The organism is Lysinibacillus canaveralius (assembly GCF_047301505.1).
Lineage (GTDB): Bacteria > Bacillota > Bacilli > Bacillales_A > Planococcaceae > Lysinibacillus_B.
Map to the genome: position 1 here is coordinate 1,556,286 of NZ_CP154840.1, position 19,705 is coordinate 1,575,990.

21 protein-coding genes are annotated in these 19,705 nt (G+C 38.7%); 12 read left to right on the forward strand and 9 right to left on the reverse strand.

Going from position 1 to position 19,705, the window contains the following annotated elements; genetic code table 11:
• Positions 1-39 precede the first annotated feature (39 nt).
• Positions 40-657 (forward strand): nitrite reductase, encoded by a 618-nt coding sequence (locus AA0Y26_RS07725; protein ID WP_413366594.1) that lies wholly within the window; start codon positions 40-42, stop codon positions 655-657.
• Positions 658-905: 248 nt separating this feature from the next.
• Here the strand turns inward: AA0Y26_RS07725 and AA0Y26_RS07730 are convergent, their stop codons facing one another.
• The gene (locus AA0Y26_RS07730; protein WP_413366596.1) at positions 906-1,994 is read right to left on the reverse strand and encodes an NAD(P)-dependent alcohol dehydrogenase; all 1,089 of its coding nucleotides are present in this window, start codon (positions 1,992-1,994) and stop codon (positions 906-908) included.
• Positions 1,995-2,131: 137 nt separating this feature from the next.
• Here AA0Y26_RS07730 and AA0Y26_RS07735 point away from each other — a divergent pair, with 137 nt between their 5' ends.
• Positions 2,132-3,031 carry a LysR family transcriptional regulator gene (locus AA0Y26_RS07735; protein WP_413366598.1) on the forward strand — a complete coding sequence of 300 codons (900 nt, stop codon included), beginning with the start codon at positions 2,132-2,134 and terminating at the stop codon, positions 3,029-3,031.
• A gap of 379 nt (positions 3,032-3,410) precedes the next feature.
• Here the strand turns inward: AA0Y26_RS07735 and AA0Y26_RS07740 are convergent, their stop codons facing one another.
• Positions 3,411-4,145 carry a glucose 1-dehydrogenase gene (locus AA0Y26_RS07740; RefSeq protein WP_413366600.1) on the reverse strand — a complete coding sequence of 245 codons (735 nt, stop codon included), beginning with the start codon at positions 4,143-4,145 and terminating at the stop codon, positions 3,411-3,413.
• A gap of 109 nt (positions 4,146-4,254) precedes the next feature.
• A complete protein-coding gene (locus tag AA0Y26_RS07745) occupies positions 4,255-4,884 on the reverse strand; it encodes a TetR/AcrR family transcriptional regulator (RefSeq protein WP_413366602.1) in 630 nt (209 codons plus the stop codon).
• Positions 4,885-5,234: 350 nt separating this feature from the next.
• Between AA0Y26_RS07745 and AA0Y26_RS07750 the strand changes: the two genes are divergently transcribed.
• The 5 genes from AA0Y26_RS07750 (at position 5,235) to AA0Y26_RS07770 (ending at position 9,055) form a co-directional block, all read left to right on the forward strand.
• Positions 5,235-5,396, forward strand: a complete 162-nt coding sequence (locus AA0Y26_RS07750; RefSeq protein WP_413366604.1) for a hypothetical protein — start codon at positions 5,235-5,237, stop codon at positions 5,394-5,396.
• Positions 5,397-5,747: 351 nt separating this feature from the next.
• Positions 5,748-6,914, forward strand: coding sequence for a DUF418 domain-containing protein (locus AA0Y26_RS07755; RefSeq protein ID WP_413366606.1), 1,167 nt, complete (start codon positions 5,748-5,750; stop codon positions 6,912-6,914).
• A 369-nt stretch (positions 6,915-7,283) separates the two neighbouring features.
• Positions 7,284-7,646, forward strand: a complete 363-nt coding sequence (locus AA0Y26_RS07760) for an RNase A-like domain-containing protein (RefSeq protein ID WP_413366608.1) — start codon at positions 7,284-7,286, stop codon at positions 7,644-7,646.
• Positions 7,643-8,218 carry a hypothetical protein gene (locus tag AA0Y26_RS07765; RefSeq protein WP_413366610.1) on the forward strand — a complete coding sequence of 192 codons (576 nt, stop codon included), beginning with the start codon at positions 7,643-7,645 and terminating at the stop codon, positions 8,216-8,218. Before AA0Y26_RS07760 ends, AA0Y26_RS07765 begins: the two co-directional genes overlap by 4 nt.
• A 261-nt stretch (positions 8,219-8,479) precedes the next feature.
• On the forward strand, positions 8,480-9,055 hold the full coding sequence (locus tag AA0Y26_RS07770) for a hypothetical protein (protein ID WP_413366612.1): 576 nt from the start codon (positions 8,480-8,482) through the stop codon (positions 9,053-9,055).
• A gap of 119 nt (positions 9,056-9,174) precedes the next feature.
• On the opposite strand, the gene AA0Y26_RS07775 is transcribed toward AA0Y26_RS07770, so the two are convergent.
• The 4 genes from AA0Y26_RS07775 to AA0Y26_RS07790 all read right to left on the reverse strand — a co-directional run bounded on the left by AA0Y26_RS07775 (position 9,175) and on the right by AA0Y26_RS07790 (position 12,874).
• A complete protein-coding gene (locus AA0Y26_RS07775) occupies positions 9,175-9,768 on the reverse strand; it encodes a DUF5666 domain-containing protein (protein WP_413366614.1) in 594 nt (197 codons plus the stop codon).
• 103 nt (positions 9,769-9,871) lie between these two features.
• A complete protein-coding gene (locus AA0Y26_RS07780; RefSeq protein WP_413366615.1) occupies positions 9,872-11,221 on the reverse strand; it encodes a sensor histidine kinase in 1,350 nt (449 codons plus the stop codon).
• Positions 11,211-11,915, reverse strand: coding sequence for a response regulator transcription factor (locus tag AA0Y26_RS07785; RefSeq protein ID WP_413366617.1), 705 nt, complete (start codon positions 11,913-11,915; stop codon positions 11,211-11,213). The genes AA0Y26_RS07780 and AA0Y26_RS07785 overlap by 11 nt, the downstream gene beginning before the upstream one ends.
• A 227-nt stretch (positions 11,916-12,142) precedes the next feature.
• Positions 12,143-12,874 carry a TspO/MBR family protein gene (locus AA0Y26_RS07790; protein ID WP_413366619.1) on the reverse strand — a complete coding sequence of 244 codons (732 nt, stop codon included), beginning with the start codon at positions 12,872-12,874 and terminating at the stop codon, positions 12,143-12,145.
• A gap of 195 nt (positions 12,875-13,069) precedes the next feature.
• On the opposite strand from AA0Y26_RS07790, the gene AA0Y26_RS07795 reads away from it, so the two are divergent.
• Both AA0Y26_RS07795 and AA0Y26_RS07800 read left to right on the forward strand, forming a co-directional pair.
• Positions 13,070-13,579: an RNA polymerase sigma factor gene (locus tag AA0Y26_RS07795; protein ID WP_413366621.1), complete on the forward strand. Its 510-nt coding sequence runs from the start codon at positions 13,070-13,072 to the stop codon at positions 13,577-13,579.
• Positions 13,572-14,630, forward strand: coding sequence for a hypothetical protein (locus AA0Y26_RS07800; protein ID WP_413366623.1), 1,059 nt, complete (start codon positions 13,572-13,574; stop codon positions 14,628-14,630). The genes AA0Y26_RS07795 and AA0Y26_RS07800 overlap by 8 nt, the downstream gene beginning before the upstream one ends.
• A 205-nt stretch (positions 14,631-14,835) precedes the next feature.
• On the opposite strand, the gene AA0Y26_RS07805 is transcribed toward AA0Y26_RS07800, so the two are convergent.
• On the reverse strand, positions 14,836-16,299 hold the full coding sequence (locus AA0Y26_RS07805) for a hypothetical protein (RefSeq protein WP_413366625.1): 1,464 nt from the start codon (positions 16,297-16,299) through the stop codon (positions 14,836-14,838).
• Positions 16,300-16,977: 678 nt separating this feature from the next.
• On the opposite strand from AA0Y26_RS07805, the gene AA0Y26_RS07810 reads away from it, so the two are divergent.
• Together AA0Y26_RS07810 and AA0Y26_RS07815 are read left to right on the forward strand one after the other, a co-directional pair.
• Positions 16,978-17,169: a hypothetical protein gene (locus AA0Y26_RS07810; protein WP_413366626.1), complete on the forward strand. Its 192-nt coding sequence runs from the start codon at positions 16,978-16,980 to the stop codon at positions 17,167-17,169.
• Complete coding sequence (locus tag AA0Y26_RS07815; protein ID WP_413366628.1) at positions 17,162-18,559, forward strand: amidase; 1,398 nt, start codon at positions 17,162-17,164, stop codon at positions 18,557-18,559. Before AA0Y26_RS07810 ends, AA0Y26_RS07815 begins: the two co-directional genes overlap by 8 nt.
• A gap of 221 nt (positions 18,560-18,780) precedes the next feature.
• Here AA0Y26_RS07815 and AA0Y26_RS07820 read toward each other — a convergent pair whose 3' ends face one another.
• The gene (locus tag AA0Y26_RS07820; protein WP_413366631.1) at positions 18,781-19,143 is read right to left on the reverse strand and encodes a hypothetical protein; all 363 of its coding nucleotides are present in this window, start codon (positions 19,141-19,143) and stop codon (positions 18,781-18,783) included.
• Positions 19,144-19,545: 402 nt separating this feature from the next.
• Between AA0Y26_RS07820 and AA0Y26_RS07825 the strand changes: the two genes are divergently transcribed.
• Positions 19,546-19,698, forward strand: a complete 153-nt coding sequence (locus AA0Y26_RS07825; RefSeq protein WP_413366635.1) for a hypothetical protein — start codon at positions 19,546-19,548, stop codon at positions 19,696-19,698.
• Positions 19,699-19,705: the final 7 nt, after the last annotated feature.

Below are 19,705 nucleotides of genomic sequence, written 5' to 3' on the forward strand. Positions count from 1 at the left end.
GAAAGTTAATATAATTGAAAGCTAATGTGAGGAATGAATATGGAACAGGATGTAAAAAAGATTAAGATTGCCATAAACGGTGGAATAGATTTTGGAGCAAAACTCAGCGCCAAACAGCTTATCACACTTTCAAAATATATGAATGAGAATGAAACGCTTGAGTTAACAACATTCCAACAACTCTATATCGAAATTCCGGAAGACCAAAAAGAAGAAATCATAGAAGAATTTCAAAGTGTGGGATTAGCATGTTATCCCGTTGGAAACTTCGTAAAGAGCTTGAGAACCTGTAATTTCTGTAAAGGGGAAGAGGAGGAGGGGATGCCTGTAGCCAAAGAATTAAATCGTCGAGTTGCAGGGAAACCCGTACCCTTTACATTAAAGGTTGCTTACACAGGGTGCCCGATTGGCTGTGGTGAGCCCATGTTAAGCGATATCGGTGTGATGAAAATGAGAGGCCATTACAATTTATACGTTGGGGGAAAGGCAAAAGGAAAAGATGCCGAGGTCGGATCTTTGCTCAGAGAGAACCTGACACCAGAGGAACTGTATGAAACAGTAGAAAAAATAATCGCTATCTATTCACAAATGGGTAAAAAACGTGAGCCATTTTACAAATTCTTAAAGCGGTTCGGTAAAGAGCAATTAATAAGCTAATATAGATTCTATATTTTGTTGCGGTAACTAGGCAATCACAATCAAGTTCATAAGAAGATAATAAAAGAATGGCTTTAACTTCTCTTACCTTGTTTCATAGAATAGTTTAGAAAGCTGCAAAAGAATAAATACGGAAATTGAAGATGTAAAAAAATATCAGCATTAATTTAGAAAAATACAAAACCTCCATTTTGAAAAATAAATCAAAATGGAGGTTTTTCACAAACATACCCAAGCATTATGAAATGTTATTGAATGCGTAAAATCGGTTTAATTGCTTCGCCAGTTTTTGATGCTAAAAATGCTTCGTTAATTTGGTCGAAGTCATAGAATTTTACTAATTTATCAAATGGGAATTGACCTGCTTTGTAGTACTCAACTAATTGTGGAATAAAGACATTTGGTACTGAATCGCCTTCGATTACACCTACCATTGTTTTTCCTTCAGCCATTATGTCATTATGCACATCAATATTCATTTCCGGTGTAACCCCAACAATCGCAGCAACGCCTAGTGGACGTAACGCTTGTAAACATTGACGGACAACTGGTGGGACGCCTGTTGTATCGACAGCGTACTTTGTACCGCCGTTTGTTAATTCTTTAATTTCTTTTACGACATCAACTTTTGAACCGTTAAATACATGAGTTGCACCAAGCTCTTTCGCTAGATCCAGGCGTGAATCATGTACATCAATGGCAATAATTGTTTTACAGCCTACAATTTTTGCGGCCATAATAGCACTCAATCCAACTGCTCCTGCCCCGTAAACGGCAATTGTGGAGCCGAATTCAGGCTTGATTTTATTTAAAACAGTACCTGCGCCTGTTTGAATGCCGCAGCCTAATGGGCCAAGTAATGCTATATCTACATCTTTATCTACTTTAACAACATTGCGCTCATGAGCAACGGCAAATGTACCGAAAGAAGATTGGCCGAAGAATGTTGAAAGGTGTTGACCATCTTTTGACAAACGATGTGTATGATCATCATGCATACCACCGAAATTCAAGTCATTGAACGTTTCACAAACTGTTGGGTGGCCTGTTAAACAGTTTTCACAATGACCGCAATGTGCGAATGATAATACAACATGGTCGCCTTTTGCTAAACGTGTCACTCCTTCACCGACTTCTTCTACAATACCTGCACCTTCATGTCCAAGTACAGCCGGCAGGGGTGCGATTGCTGCATCACGTGCAACTGCGTCTGTATGACAAACACCTGTAGCAACGATTTTCACTAACACTTCGTTTGCTTTTGGTGTTGCTAATTCCACTTCTTCAAGAGTAAAATCCTGCCCTTGTCCAGGGGTAACTGCTGCTTTAATTTTCATATGTAAATCCTCCTTGAATTTTTATTTTATAGAAGGTAACTCCTTAAACTTCGCTCTCATTGTAATCGTTTGTAAAAATCGCTACAATATATCCAGATGAATATCTATATTCATTTGGATTCATAAGGAGAGATAATATGCAATTATTACAATTACAGTATTTTCTAGCTGTTGCGAGAACCGAGCATATGTCTCAGGCTGCACTTTCTTTAAACATTACCCAGTCATCGTTAAGTAAAACAATTGCCAAGCTAGAAGATGAATTGGGCGTCTCCTTATTCGACCGCAATGGTAAGAACATCCGCTTGAATAACTATGGAAGATATTATGCAAAAGAAGTCGAAAGAGCGTTAAGAATTTTACAAGATGCACATGAAGAAGTACTGGAAATGGCAGATATAGAGGAAGAACGTGTGTCTGTTAGTGTGATGAGCTCCACCATACTCCCGCCCATATTTAGAAGTTTCTATGAACGTAGACCGAATATTAGAATTCAGCAATCAATTCTGCCCGATATAATAGCAAAGGAACGGCTGATCAGCGGAGAAATTGAGTTGTGTGTTTCTAATACACCCATTACAGGACCTGATATTGAATGGCTGCCTATCTTAAAGGAGCGGCTGGATTTGATTGTTCCTAAAAATCATAGACTCGCAGAATTTGATGAAATAGATTTGCTAGAAGCAAAAAACGAACGTTTTATAGGGTATAAATCAGGATTAGAATCTATCAGCATGTTTGAAAAATGCTGCTTGCAGGCGGGGTTTACACCGAATATTGTATTTGAAGGAACGGAAATGTCGATTGTTTTACAACTTGTTAATGAAGGACAAGGGGTTACATTTTATCCACAGTATTCATTTTTGGGAGAGCAGCTGCCGAATACGAAAATCATACGTTTGAAAAATAGTCACTGTTATCAAATGGTAGGTTTCGCTTGGCTCAAAAGCAAAAAGTATTCTTATGTATCAAAACAATTTCGGCAGCATATGATTCAGGCATTTACCGACATTAATAATAAAAATAATACTAAATGAATTGGGGAATAGTTTTACCGTCCATTGTTACATAATTGATAGAGCAGAATGCCTGGGTCTTGGTTATACATAGACTAACGTAACGGGGCACTCACTAAAGGCTTTTTGTATAGAATTCAATTAGGAAAAGTTAAATATAAATATTAATAAAAACAGGCAGAATTTATATATCTGTCTGTTTTTTTTTTGACTTCTAAAAGGAATATAGCGCTCGGTCCTCTGCCTCAAAAATAGTTAAACGGCCTGCTGCTCACTAGAATGGAGGTCGCAGGCCGTTATCCTTATTATTTCTGTTAGCTGCATGCATGACAGGAAACAGCTAACAGTTTTGTTTTCAAGTCAGCTTCTTAATAAAGTAACCCATTGTTATGAGTTTTTCTTACTGTGCAGTTAAACCACCGTCGATTACAAATTCTGAACCTGTTGAGTAGCTTGATTCATCAGAAGCCAAGAACAATACCATATTTGATACTTCTTCTGGTTGTGCTACACGTTTTAAAGGAATGTGTTTAGAGAATTCTTCTACAGCTGCTTTTGTATCTTCTTGCACAACCATTGGTGTTGCGATAACGCCTGGATGTACAGAGTTTACGCGAATGCCCATTGGTGCTAAGTTCAGGGCAGCTGCCTTTGTCATACCACGTACTGCAAATTTTGTATCTGTATAACCGATAGCACCTGCAACTAAGCCATTCATTGATGAAATGTTGACAATTGAACCACCGCCAGCTTTCATCATAGAAGGTGCAACTGCTTTCATACCTAAGAATACAGATACTTGGTTAATTTCTACAATGCGACGGTATTCTTCTACAGTAACGTCAAGCATATTTTTCGCCATAGTAATACCGGCGTTGTTTACTAATACATTAACTGGACCAAAAGCTTCTTCTGCTTTTGCAATAACTGCTGCCCAATCTTCTTCAGATGTTACATTTTGTTTAACGAAAAGGGCATTTTCGCCCAATTCAGCTGCGAATGCCTGACCTTTTTCTTCGTTTAAATCCGTTAGAACAACTTTTGCACCGTGCGCTGCGAATAACTTTGCATGTGCTGCACCCATACCTTGTGCTGCACCTGTAATTATTGCTACTTTACCTGCTAAACGACTCATTTAAAAAGCCCCCTAATATTGATTCACTAAAGGTGATAGTTAACTATCACCTTTTATATTTACTAGTAAACAACTTTCTGAAGTGAATGTCAATTAATCGTTCTTTTTATCATGTTCGGATATAGGCTAAAAATACATCCTTCATCATGGCGAGCTGTTTGTCCGCAGAAAGCAGCATCGAGAGATCGGTATCATGGATTGCTAAGCTCGATTTGAAGGAGAATATGCTGAAATTCTGTACCATGGTCAAGATAAATACCTCCAAATCAATATCTGGTCTTATTGAGTGATCCTGCTTGCCCTGCTCGGCCAATGTTAATAAAATACCGGCTAACCTGCTGCGCGTGAGAAAGTATTCGCTATATTGCTCAGGCGATTGCTCTGCTAACTTTTCGTATAAATCAAATGACTCGAAAAACTTTGCCAGACGCAGCTGCGGATCTTTTGTCCCGTCTATATAATAATCCAAAATTTGCTCTATTTTTTCATATGCAGGTATCGTTTGCTCGACAATCTTTCCGATATGTGCGGCCATTTCATCCGTAATTGCATTTGTCGCTGCAATCACTAAATACTCTTTTTTAGGGAAATAGCGAAATAATGTGGCGATCCCAACACTGGCTGCATTTGCAACATCCTGCATTTGAATATTTTGCACACCTTGCTCCAAAAATAAATCCTTTGCAGCCTGGATAATATGATGGCGCCGCTGCTGTTTTTGTTCTTCTCGTTTATTCATTTTCGTCACTCCAAATGTTATTTATCCGATAATTGTAACATGTTTACTTCATGTCGACTTATATGCTGAACATGATAAACCACGTTTAGCAGCATAATAAGTTGCCGTACTGTTTTCTTTTATACAGCTGTTAGGTAAAGAAAGAATAGGTCATGTTCATATAGAAAGTGTTTATTATTACATATCAAAAAACTCCCTTAACTGATAACTAATAAGGTGATTTGTATAGAACTTTATTTGATTTTTAATACAATTAAAGTGACAACATTATCAGCAGAAATGTTATTGCGATTTTTACATATATTCCATTTAATGTTAAAATTGATTTCAGAATGAAAGGAGGGCATCACTTGAAAAGGAATTTGATGGCGGCAATTGCTTATTGCACTGCGGGAATAGGCTTTTATCATGTTTTTTGGGGGAATGCCAACAGTTATGGATTTATTATTTTAATGATAGGTCTGGCAGGGATTCTGTATGATATTTTCTACAAAAAGCTGAATCCGGTATAGCCGTTGCATTTCGATGGGATTAAAGCGGGCAATACTGGGAGGCTTGCTGAATGGTCTCTGAGTATTGCCTTCTGTATTTATTTGAAAATATCCTTTTGTACTTTGGATACCGGGCAATGCTATAGGAGGCATGTTAGGTTGTTTGAAAAATAATACGACGGAGCGGGGTTAATTATTAGCGGGCCGATTAGTATTCAAAGAGGATAGGGAAGGGAGGAAATTACTAAAATACCGGCATAGCGGTGAAAATGGTGTACCGGCAGTTCTAATATCTAGAACGTAGTAATATTCTGGAAAAGAAGTTTCGGAATGATAAGAAAAGCCGATAATTTTAGAGCAGGGAGATACATAATGAAAAAAAGAATTCAGGTAGTAGACGGACTTAGAGGGTTTTCATTACTTGGTATTTTAATAGCCAATATGCTGTATTTTCAATATGCCAATATCACGGTAGAGGCAGTTCAGCCGAGTACGTGGTGGGACCAAGGGGCATATTATTTCACGAAAATATTTGTTGAGGGATCGTTTGTTCCGATTTTTGGCTTTTTATTTGGGTATGGGGTTGTTTTGTTTGTACGTTCATTGGAAAATCGCGGATCAAGCGCAAGAGGTCCTTTATGGAGACGCGCCATTGGCTTAATGGTGCTAGGTATTTTACATATGATTTTTGTTTGGGACGGCGATATTTTGTTAATATACGGCTCCGGGCTTGTCATGTTCATGGCATTTGTTAAGCGGAAAGTGAAAACAATGCTCATATGGGCCATAGTATTAACACTTTGTACCATGCCATTTTTATTAGTAAAAACAGATTTTCTGGCTTTGGCTTTTACGGATACGAAAGCAGCGGGGGATGTTCTCAAGAACGGTACATATTTAGAAATTGTGAAGTATCGTATCGGTATACCGGATGACATATCTTCCTTAATCATGGCCATTGCTTTGCCTTTCGTACTTGCATTCTTAGTTATTCTCTCCTTTATTATGGTCGGTCCTACAGTATTGCTGGGAATGGCTGCTGCTAAAGTAGGGTTCTTTACGGATATTGAAGAAAAAATCAGTTTATTAAAGCGCCTGTCTTTCTTTATTCCAGCAGGTCTAGTATGTAAAGCATTATTGTACTGGGACCATTTTGCTGGAAAGTTACTGTATGGTGCAGGAACGTATATGTTAGCCATAGGTTATATTGCAGCCTTTACGTACCTTTTTATATCCATGAAGGAAAATAAGTTATCTAAAGCCTTTGTAAATCTTGGACGCTTATCACTAACAAATTATTTAATGCAGTCGGTTATATGCACGACCATTTTTTACAGCTACGGTTTCGGTTTCTTCGGGGAATTAGGTGTAGCTCTTGGTCTTATGATTGCGTTTGTTATTTATTCATTGCAATTATTATTTGCAAATTTGTATGTACAACGGTTTACAATCGGCCCAGTCGAATGGATACTGCGAAAGTTTGTTTATTTGGCGAAAGGCCGGGCGCAGGGAAGTGCGGGTTATACTGCGAAGGAGTAGAGGGTAGTTGGAAGATGAAGCGGTGGACAGTGAAGAGTAATGGGGCCATTAGCTGCTCAAATAGCTTTTCTCCTTAAGTAGTGACTTGTCCTTTAGGGAATGATTGAACCTAACAAAAGGCCTTCAGAAAAAATTCATTCTGAAGGCCTTTTTCATGTCAATATAAGTGACTCGAAGAACCATGAATATATTTTAAATTAAGTATAGTCCATAGCTTTCTGTACCAATGTTTTTTATAGCTTAAACTTCTAGCTGCTAAAATAATATAAAAATATGAAGCAGTTACTTTAATTTACATATTACGTTTATAATTAAGTATTGTAAAATAATTAAAGAACGGAAGGTATATTAATAATGACTTACCAAATTATGTATTATCAATTATCCAATGAAGAATTATCCCGCAAAATGAGACTAGCATTAACAGATACGACTTGTTTTTTTACTAGAGAGGTAGCAGAGCAAGCAATTCATGATAATATCAAACATCATGCAGATACAATTTCAGCATGGTTATTTGATGAATCCATTAATGCACGTCAACGTCTGCGAATTGAATTTGAACATGCCAAACCAATTGGCTACGGTCTTTCTTGGGAAACGAAAGAACAGGTAGAAAATATTTCACACAGCTACATCATACTAAAAAAATCAAAATTCGAACATCACGAAAAAGGTTTTTATATCATTTTTGCAGCACCGGATCTTAAAGCAGGAGGACAAATAGAATGAAATTAGAAAGGATTTATTATTTTGCGGACTCATACTTTGTACAAGGATACTCTTGGGATGACCTGGAAGCCCTTTATATTGCTTTCCGAAATGAAAGCAGTAAGAGCCGCTTACAGTTCAAAGAAGAGATTTTGCGTGTGAAAAAGCTACTGCAAGAAAGTAAACATGAACAAATTGAAAAATGGTTGGAAGCGGAGATGTCCTCTACGTCATTAGACCGTATTGAATTAATAGAAAAATTCGTACACAATATGTTGCCATTCATTGAAAAATATGAATACAACCCGGAAATAAGCTATGTTCCCCTCCAAGCATTTCCATATATGCTAGAAACATATATTACGCCTCAAACAAATGTTACAGCGTTTAATGTATGGGAATTACAGCAAGAAGGCGATACATATATTACACATTTACTGAAAGATATAGATTATATCGAAAGAATGTTCGAACAAAACAATACAGAGGAAATTGAAAACGTATTAAACGTCTCAAAAAGTATAGGTGTCTACTTTTTAGAGTCCGAATCTAGAGCAGAATTCCTTCAATTATTGAAAGAAGGAGTATCGTAAAACACCTATAGTCAAAAATCGCTAAATAGCACTGGCAAGGTATCAGGTTGTTTCATTAATCTCCTCATACACGTCAACGTCTGCGAATTGAATTTGAACATGCCAAACCAATTGGCTATGGTCTTTCTTGGGAAACAAAAGAACGGGTAGAAAATATATCTCATAGCTACATCATTCTAAAAAAGTCACAATTTGAACAGTACGAAGAGGCTTTTTTATAATTTTTGCAGCCCCGGATCTTAAAGAAGGAGGACAAATAGAATGAAATTAGAAAGGATTTATTATTTTGCAGAAGCAGAATTTATACCTGGGCACTCTTGGGATGAACTGGAAGCCGTTTATATTAGATCTCGAAAAAGTAGCCATGAGGACCGCTTACGGTTTAAAGAAGAACTTTTGTATATAAAAAAACTATTGGAAGAAAATCAGCACGAACAAATTGAAAAATGGCTGAAAGAAGAAATGGCCTCTACGCGATTAGATCGCATAGAATTAATAGAAGAATTCGTATACATTATGTTACCATTCATTGAAAAGTATGAATACAATCCGGAAATAGCCTATGTTCCTCTCCAAGCATTTCAATATATGCTGGAAACATATATTACGTCTGACATGGATGTTACATACTTTAATGTATGGGAAGTGCAGGAAGAAGGAGATACATTTATTGCCCATTTCCTGAAGGATATAGACTATATCGAGAGCATCTTCAAACAAAACAATACAGCACAAATTGAAAAAGTATTACAAATATCAAAAAATACCGGCCTCTATGTTTTAGAATCCGAACATCGAGATGAATTCCTGCAATTTGTGAAAGAATGGGTTGATTAAAAATCAAATGAAGTTCGCAAATTAATAAAAGACCACTCCAAAAATTTGTGGAGTGGTCTTTCATTTGGCCTTTAGTCCTTCAAAATCATTTTTTGAGAAGCTTGGGTATTGTGCCGCATTTAATCATCATGCTCATCTTCAACTTCAAGGTCGACAATTTCAAAGTTTTCGTTCAGCGAAATTTCAGAAGGTAAACCTTCGATTGCGCCGATGTATTCGTCTGCATCAATCTGGAAGTTCGCTGCCTTTTTGAACGATTGCTCTGTACCATTGGAATTGATTGTTACGTCTTGATCTGTGACTGCAACGATGGTTCCATGTGCATCTATTGTCCGATCTGTTTCAATTTTAAAGGCTGAGTCACCATTCGCATCAATATCAACGAGAGAGCCTTTCTTTAAAGGTTGAAGAAAGTCTTCGATTTTCGTATTTTTATCAATCGTGAATGTTTTTTCTCCCTGCATTGGTATATCGATTGTGATTTTCTCCGCCGTTACTTCTGTGACTTTCCCGTCAACATCCGAGATAGGGGAGGCCGGCTGTGATTCGGAAGTAGGAGTAGAAGCGGCTGCAGACTCGATTGCATCTGCGCTGCTAACATAATTCTGATAGCCACTTTTTTTATCGTAAAATTCTTCATACCCAAAGGCTGCTCCAGCACCTACTATTACTAAAAGCCCGGCAATGATAGATAGTTTTTTCAAAGATTTCATTTTCAAATTCCTCCATTCCTTTAATTAAGTTAAATATAGCAAAGGAATTTAAGAGGAACATTTGATGAAAATAAGAAAATCTTAAGAAAACACTAAGCTCTTATTATGGAGTTGCCTGAAAGAACACAGTGACTGTCGTACCCATATTCACCTCACTATCAATCGTTATCGAGCCGCCGCTCTGCTCAATAAGCGATTTTGCAATGGTCAGACCAAGGCCGCTTCCACCGGTTGCTCTAGTTCTGGATTTATCTACCCGGTAAAATCGTTCAAACAACCGACCTATCTCTTCTTTGGGAATTCCGATTCCATGGTCGATTATTTGGAGAGCAGGTCCTTGATCCGATTGATATACACGTAATTGTATCTCTTCCTCGCTATATTTAATGGCATTATCTAGAAGAATGATCATTACTTGAATCAGTTTCTCTTTATTAAAAAGTACAAATACAGGCTCAGCGTCAGGTTCGTATTGAATAGCCCTGTTTGTTGCTATATGGAGGCGCTTGGCGGTATTATGATATATTTCGGTTAGATTAACGGTTTCAAGTTCGAAAGGCTTCTGATTCATTGTCGCCAAATCGAGGAACTGTTCAATCATATGCTGGAGTCGTTTTGATTCATCTTGAATGACATCAATTCCTTCTTCTAAAAGCTCAGGGTCATCTTTTCCCCAACGATCTAATATAGAAGCATAGCTTTCTATTACGGTTAAAGGGGTTTTTAGCTCATGAGAAGCATTCGAAATAAATTGCTCTTGTTTTTGAAACATGATCTCCAACGTGTCAATCATCTGATTAAAATTTTCGGCAAGCTGGTATAATTCATCCCGCTTTCTTTTCGGAAGCTGGATTTTCTCAAGTCGGCCATCCTTCTGGATATTATTCATAGTGGTCCCGATGGCTGAAATTGGACGCAGAAAAACCTTTGAGGTCCATATTCCGAAAAATACGGCCAGTATAATTAAGAAAATTGATACCCCGATTAGAATGGTTAACAATGTTTCAATATCTTCAATCTGATCATCCATGTTCCGTGAAAGCTCAAGAGTGCCCAGGAATTGATCATCTTGAAAAATAGGGGAAGAGAATGTGGCAACCATGTCACCATCCAATTTTACAATATCAGTTGTGCTTTCCTCTGTAAGCTGGGAAGGGAGATCAAATAATCCATCTTCATCAGCGGCCCGAAAAACAATCGTTCCTTCTTTATCCAAAATACGAATCATGCCGTCATCAGGGATAAAGGATTGATAAAATGGCTGCATTTCTGACGAAAATAAATCCGTTATATCTGTCGTTTCAAGCAGCCTTTCTCCCATATCAGCAAGATTATCCATTTCGCGGTTTTCTGTTACCTTCCCATAGGAAAAATAAATGATGATACTGGCAATCAGCAAAATAAGAAGGGACCATCCAACCAAGAGCAAAGCCAGCCGTCCTTTAATGCTCATGTTTTTGCCCCTTGATCATGAATCCTACTCCGCGCACAGTATGAATGAGAGGGTGAGAAAAGCCATGGTCGATTTTTTTACGGAGATAGCCGATATATACATCCACCACGTTTGTTTCCCCAATATAGTCAAACCCCCATACCTCATTAAGCAGCTGGTCTCTCGATAAAACTTGATTGCACTGATCTAGTAAAAATACAAGCAGGTCAAATTCACGTCGGGTTAATTCAATCGCGATGCCTGCACGTTTAACAACCCGTGCTCCCTCGTCCACCTCAAGATCTTCTAATGTTTTTACTGTATTGGCATTTTTCTTCTCCTGAGCTGCTCCTGCTACTCGGATGGCTGAACGTATTCTTGCCAAGAGCTCCTCCATTTCAAAAGGTTTCGTAATATAATCATTTGCACCATGATCAAGTCCGTTCACCTTATCGAAAACGGAATTCCTGGCGGTTAACAGAATAACAGGCGTCTGTTCATCCTCCATCCGCAGTCTTCTGAGTACTTCAAACCCGCTCATTTCAGGCAGCATGACATCAAGCAAGATCAAGTCCCACTTTTCTTCTTTCGCCCGGTTTACAGCATCCTTCCCATTATCAACGATCTCCACTGTATATCCTTCGTGCTTCAATTCAAGAGAAATCACCCGTGCTATGCGAGCCTCATCTTCAACAACTAGTATCCTTTTTACCATAAGCTCTAGCTCCCATCTCGTTTTCTTTACTTTAACTATACTGCTTTTTCATGATACATGAATAAGAAAACCTTAAGAAAAGAGTAAGAGTGCCCGAAACGCAGGCCATTTATCCAGCAGCTTTTCTATGGAATAATGTAAAAAGGAAGCCCTAAAAAGTTTTTAGGCTTCCCTTCAATGTTGGCTAGTTAATTTCCGACATCGACCCTCAGCAGGTGAACGACGTATTAAGCATATGAAGTTTTTTTATTACGCAGGAATGAAATAGCGATGATTGCAATGAAAATAGCAATCGCGATAATATAAGAGGCTGTTGCAAGCCCTGTTTCGTTGTTTGCCACACCGATGCCGATAATTGCCCAGACGAATACGAGCGCATAAAACGGATCATCGGAAAGGTAGCGGCCGGCAATGCCCAATATGCCTGCAATGACAACAAGCCCGATTGTGCCTTCCATTTCTCCTATACCAAGTGATACATCATGGAATTTTAATGTGTAGTTGATATTAGCGATCGTAGCAACTGAAATCCAGCCTAGATAGAGCGAGAAAGGAAGCCGGCCGCCGAAGCGGTTTTCGCTTTTCGGATAGGACTGATGAATAGCAATCAATGTAATAAGCAGGGCGATAATAACGATTGTTGACAAAATAAATTGCTCGTAGTGGAAAGCAAATAGCCATGCAGCGTTTAGTAAACAGCTCAAGATAAATAAAGCGCCTATTTTTCTAAGAACAGCTTTATCTGTATTGCGATTTTTGAAAGCTATCACCAGCCAGATAGCCAGCAGGATATAAATAAGACTCCAAATCGAAAATACATAGCCTGCCGGTGTGAACGGGACATCCAGACGGTTGGAAATTTCTGAAGTAGTCTGGCCATTAATCGGCAAAATGTTAGCCAGTGCATTGGTTGTAACCATAAAGACATAAGCGATAAGCATGAAAAGCCAGTGTTTCATTTCAAGCAACTCCTTTGTTGTAGTAGTTGACTTTACCCAGTTCACTATACGTTTATTCGACAGGCAGAAATTCGTTAGAAATAAGGACAAGCTCATGAGGGAGTGGTGGTACGATGGAGGGTAAGTAAAAATTCTTTTAGAAAAACCGTCCATTTCATATGCAGCTTCGTTATAGGAATAGAAGGAGGGGGTTACTTGGATGAGCAGCAGCTGGAACACATAATGGATGAGTATACACAATACTTGATTCGGATCGGTTATTACTATACGAAAGATATCGATTGTTCGAAAGATTTAGTGCAAGATGTATTTATTAAATTGTATTATTCCGATTATAGAGAGCAAGGGAATCTAAAAGCTTATTTATCAAAATTGATGAAGAACCGTTGTATGGACTATTTACGGAGCTGGAATTACCGGAAACTAGTAATGCAACGACCTTTTACTCAAGAACCGATGATTCAACTTAAAGATGAACTGATTGAACAAGAGGAAAAAGAAGTATTAGATGAATCGATACTTAATTTGAAAATTAAATTACGGGAAGTCGTTGTTTATTATTATTTAGAGGAGTTAACGACTAGAGAAATTGCGACTATTCTACATATTCCTGAAAGCACGGTCAAAACTCGATTACAAGTTGCAAGAAAAAGGTTGAAGGAACAGCTTCATCAGCATGTATGGGAGGTGCTTATGCATGAATAACTATCGCATGAAGAAGCTGCAAAACTTAGAAGAAGCAGAGCAACAAGTAAAAAATGGTGTGCGGCAACAGCTAAGAAAGCCTGCAAATACGAAAAAAACTAGATTTCTTTCTTATATTGCTGCTGCTGGTGTATCAATAATAGCTGTATTGCTACTATTTCTTTTTATCCATCCATTTGAAAATGAACGGTCATCCACAGGGGAAGAAGACTTTTCTTTAAATGAATTTGGATTTAATCCATTTGAAAGCCGAAAGGCGCATTTCATTGTCGCAAAGCTCTTCTGGAACGGTGAAGAAGAAGCAATTATTCACTCGGTAGAACTTGTAGATGGAGCGCGAAATCCTGTACAGTATGAAAAAGACCACATTGCCCTGCAAGTGTACGGGGCGGATTCTTCAAAGAAAACTGGGCTTTATACGGGTAAGGACATTGGCGAATACCGGGAGCTATCCGAAATGAATATCCAACCAAACGTAGATAACCGCATTATTTTTGAATTTGTATTAGGCGATGATTTTGAGCCAATCAAAAACATGGGCCTGAAGATTACGTATGAAACGGCAGGAGAAATGGATGTCCAATATTACAGCTGGTATACATTGAATCACTTGGAGATAGAAGCGGTCGATTTTGATCAGCTTATAAAGGATTTGAATTTATCATCTGAAGAATTGGCTGCCTATTCGGCATTTAGGCAATCGAAAAATAGTAGTGAATTGGCTTCATTAAATCCAATGAATATTGCCCGTCTCTATTTGCTTGCGTGGATGGAGGGTGACAAGGAACTACAATACGACTTTTATACAGATCAGGAGGGATATGTTGCCTGGAGTCTGGAGGAACATCTCGCCTTCTCACCTTTTGGTCAGGCATCTATAGCAGAAGTACAAAAGCTTTTTTATGAATTATCCCAAGGGGAATTTATTCAGACATCAGAAACTGAAGGATATATTTCCTTTACTCAGGAGAGTTCAGAAGTACCTGCGGGGTTCCAATTGAAACAAAATGATGATGGCATTTGGCAGGTTTCGTTTATGCCGATGCAATAAAGCAACCGGCTTTAAGTTTGTCTATGTTATTAAATAAACAATATAGTAATCAAGCGGCATCTTCTTGTCTAGTAAGAAGATGCCGCTTTACGTTTTTTAGCAGGGGAAAACCGGATAGACACTGTGAGAATGATAAGCCGTTTCTTTCGTAACAGCAAGTTCACATAAAAAGCACATTAGAAAATGCTAATGTACCCTATAACCGTTAATTTATTTCCGTTGCATACGCGCTGTCCCAGAACTGGATAACCCCGTATCCAGGTGCGATATAGTAGCCCATATCTGTTAAAAATACATTTTTGAATGTCCCGGCCGGTGTTGTGTACGTATCAAAAATCGTCAGCACCTTACCGTGGGACTCAATTTTAGCGCCTTCCTGGATTGGCTTTTGAATCGTGTACCAGCCATAGCCAGGGTAGGAAGTTGAACCATGCTGGTGTTTAAAGCGGAAATAGCTGTCTGTTTCTTCATATACAAATCCGTTGCCATCATCCAATATCCAGGACTTTCCATCGTTGCTTGTTAAGACGGTTGGCTTGTCCATAGATGACGTGAAATGCAGGTTATGATAGGTGATGGTTAAATCACTTTTCGGTGCAATTACGCCCGTAATGGACGGTACGTTTGCTTTTTTACTGGAAAGTGCTTTTGAAGGAACAAATCCATATTTGCCCTTGTATGATACGAACGACTTGATGCCGTTAGTAGCATATACTTGTACAGCTTCATTTCGCGGGACATATGAAGTGCCTAACCCAGCAATCGAGACATAACCCCATCCAGTATTTGCATCAGAAAGGTCTTGACCATACTGCAAATATTGCGTTGTCGGCTTTGGCAACGGAGCGACATTCTTTAAATCGATATAGGCAGATTGATAATAATAGGGGGAGTCTCCTACTTGCAGCAATCCTCCAACCAATTTACCGCTCGTTTGGACGACTGTTCCCTTCGGTAATATACTTACTGTTTGTTTATCAAAGTAAGTAGAGCTGAATGAATAATCCTTTTGGTATTGTTTTGTGATTGGGTTGGCATACAGACGCGCATCCGATGTCAGCATTAAATAGGAACCGGTTTTATAAGGAGCAGCGGTTTTTTCTGCCTGTTTAACATTTTTGGCATTGATAAAGCCATTTGTTGTCTTTTGCTGAGGCTGGCATTCTTCCTCGTAACAATCGATTATTTCCGAGAACGATTGTGTAATATAGCCGTTATTCACAGCAGGACCGAAGAAAGAATAGCCAGTGTCTACTTTTTTGACAACCGTACCTAATGTGTCAGAACGTCTTGTACGGAATTCAGCCCCGTTTGGATTCGAGACATAATAATAGTAATCCGTCATTACTTGTTCCTTTACCTCATAAGGAACTTCTTTAAAGATCACTAAATCCGTTGCCTGCACGCGGTAGCCGGAGCTCATCCAATAATATGTTTTATTGTAAGAGTATTCGATTTTATACACGCGGAAATAGGTATTGCGCTTTACGACTAGTGATTCATACTGTCCGTTCGGCAGCTGTTTATATACTTTAACATCCTTTTTGAACGTCATTTTCCCATTTTGGCCTTCCACTATTTCTCCGCCGTCCCAGATTACCTTTGCTTCAGCATCCTCTTGGACTGAAAAAATGAAAATAGCGATCAATGCCAGTAAGACTCTTTTCATATAAAAAATTCCTCCTATTATATTTTATGAAAAATCTAATATAAGTTTACTGAAATTCTAGTGAAATACAAAATAATAATTATTAATAATATATGTTTTTCACTAATACATAGAGTTGGTTATATAATTTGATCACTTAAAAGTAGATTTCGAGGGACTTCCTTCTACTTGATTTCACTATTATGGAGTACTCAATTCAAAGTAAATATCTAAAAATGTAAATATTATGAACATCTAATTATAGATAAATCCTTAAGTGATATAACCTGCGTATCTTTCTGCATTTTCCTTATCCAACGAACACCTCCTGCCATAAACCAATCTGCTTTTACGTTTCTTCATTACGCTATTTAAAATTGTTAAAAATAAATTATTGGGAGCGCTGCCTGCTAATTTACTTGCAGGAGGGTATAGGGTGGGTGAGCAAATGAATGCAGGAGGTGATCATCAATGTATTTTAGCAGTATTTAAAGAGGAAGAGTGTGGATACTGAGGTATGAACTGCCCCTTTTAGCTCCACAATTCGTATTGTAAACAATCATGCAAGTAGTGGGCCAAAAGAAATTGTATGAGTCTATCTGAACCTGATTCGCTGAAAGAGCTATCGATCTACAGCGGTGCAGCTGCTAGCTAAGAGTGTATTTTTACGAATGAATGATGTGAAAAGGAGGAAGGTTTATGTTCGAGCCCAAAAATATAAAAAAAGAATTAGAGTTACAGGGGTTTCCTGTTACGGAAACAGATGTCCTCTATACGCAAGGCATTGTCGCAATGGTGAACAAGGCACAAGCCCCTTTGAGTAATTTTCGGGACCTATGTAAAGAAAAGCCGCTTACAGTGGTGGATAAGGAGGTACTAACGAATGACTAATCTCTCCTTTCTAACTGCTACTGAACTATCAACGTTATTACAGACAAAGCAGCTATCACCTGTAGAATTGATAAAGCAGGTACTCGATCGCATAGATCAAATGGATTCAACAATCAATGCGTATATTACAACGCTGAATGAATCGGCCCTCAAACAGGCAAAGGAAGCTGAAGCTGCCATTATGCAAGGCCAATATAAAGGACCGCTGCATGGTATTCCAATGGGTATCAAGGACAACTACCAAACAAAGGATATACGAACGACAGGCGGCTCGAAGCTATTTAGAGATAGCATACCTGAGCAAACGGCTACATCCGTTGAAAAATTGCTGGCTGCAGGCGGTATTATGGTAGGAAAACTGAATATGAATGAGCTTGGTGCCGGGTCAACCGGTACAAACCAGCTTTTCGGTACAACCAAAAATCCTTGGAATACTGACCATATGCCTGGCGGGTCAAGCGGGGGGAGTGCGGCTGCATTAGCTGCAGGGATGGGTGCGCTTACTACCGGGACAGATACTTGGGGTTCCAATCGCATACCGGCTGCAATGTCTGGGGTCTATGGATTGAAGCCTACCTACGGACTCATTAGTACGTATGGCATTCTCCCAACAGCATCGTCGCTGGATCACGCAGGTCCTCTTGCACGTTCAGCTGCTGATCTGGCTTTAATGCTCAACTTCATGGCAGGTTTCGATCCGAAAGATCCTGCCAGCTTAAATACGGCGATTCCTGATTACACGGCTGATTTAAATAAAGGAATCAAAGGGATTAAAATCGGTATTCCAACGTACTATCTTGAGGGATTAGAGCCAGAGGTAGAAAAGCTCTTTCACAGTGCGGTCGCCACGCTTCGAAATTTAGGAGCAGAAATTAAGGAGCTGGAAATCCCGGAATTATCGATGTCGACCTTTGCTGGTTTTGCAATTTCATCATCAGAAGCCGCCGCTTTTAATTATGAGACATTGCAGATGCAATCGGCTGCTTATGCACAAGATACGCGCGCCCTTCTGTTAGCCGGTACATTGACAAGTGCTACTCAATACTTAAAAGCTCAGCAAGTCCGCAGGAAATTGGTAAAAGCAATCCAAAAAGCCTTTGAAGAGGTTGATGTTATCCTAGGACCAACAATCCCGATCACAGCTCCGGCACTCGGTGAAAACTGGGCAGAACAAAACTTAGCGGTTACAGCGCGGTGTCTGCCATTTACTGTGCCAGCCAACTTAACAGGTATCCCAAGCCTTTCGGTACCGATGGGTTTATGTTCAAAAGGACTGCCAGCGGGTATGCAGTTTATGGGCAAGCACCTTTCCGAAAAGCAATTATTCCAAGTAGGAGCTGCCTGGGAAAGCACAAAACCGTTGAGCTATGGGACGGATGAAGCAGGTTAAATTGATAAATGCATAGTGTTAAAAGCAAGAAGCCTTCGGATAAAAGGCTTCTTGCTTTTTTGAAGACGCATGATAAAAATAATGAAGAGAAAACATTATTTTATCTTTCCAATGTTAAAGAAAAAAGGCTAGAGGGTGAATGTAGGCATTCTTACAAGCGAGAGAATAAACATAACAAGTCTTCCCGAGATAGAAGCAGAGATGGTTTTGAGTTTGGAGTATTAACCATCAATAAAGACAGAGAAAAAACTATCTAATGCTCCAATGAATTCGATATCTATAATATGCTCCATATCTAGTGTGTGCTGCGTATAAGTTAGCACTCCACCAGCTTCGTCAATGGAAATAATAGGGTTTCCTAGTTGTTCAATTATGGATTGGACTGTTTGGCCTGGGTAACATTTAGAAAAACCAGGATCTGCAAGGCAGAACGTTGCCAACTCATTTAATTTTTGTTCATATAATTGGGCGATGACCTCTGCTTGTTCGATAAATTGTGCGTTAAATAAATGTTTTCGTATACGGAACTGTATTGGTCCCTCGCTGACATAGGACTGGTATGTTTCAGAAAAAGTAAAATTCATCAAATTTCCTCCGTTTGATCATCTTGCTTTGAGTGTCAATAAAATTCATGGAAAACAAGATATTTAGATGTAAGGTTATGAACGCAGCGGAAAACCTACTCTTTCTTATCTTGATACATATAGAATTAACGTCGCTTTCCAAAATTAGCTTTAAGTTCTAAGATGATGGTTTCTAAGCATTTTGGTGGTAGAAAGATATAGTGAAAAATCCCACTATAGCATTCAAATTGCAGGGACTTTTATTCTCAAAAGAGAGGTTATTTATGCTGTATGTACAAGAAAATTCTACCATTGATTGTAACTCGCAATCAACTACCTGATCAGATAACAGAAAATGAGGAAGAACATCCTTAGTAAGAAAAGAATACAGCGGATAGGACTTATTAGGAGTTGTTAGAGATTTTGGCATCCAAAAAAGTAGAGCTTGTTTCTTTATGCAGAGATATTTTAGACTATGCTGTGACAGCGGAAGGGGAATTGAATGGGCGAAAGCATGGTTTTGCTTCTTCACCTAAGGAAAAGGAGGTTTTTAAACGATTTATTTCTGCATATTGAATTACTT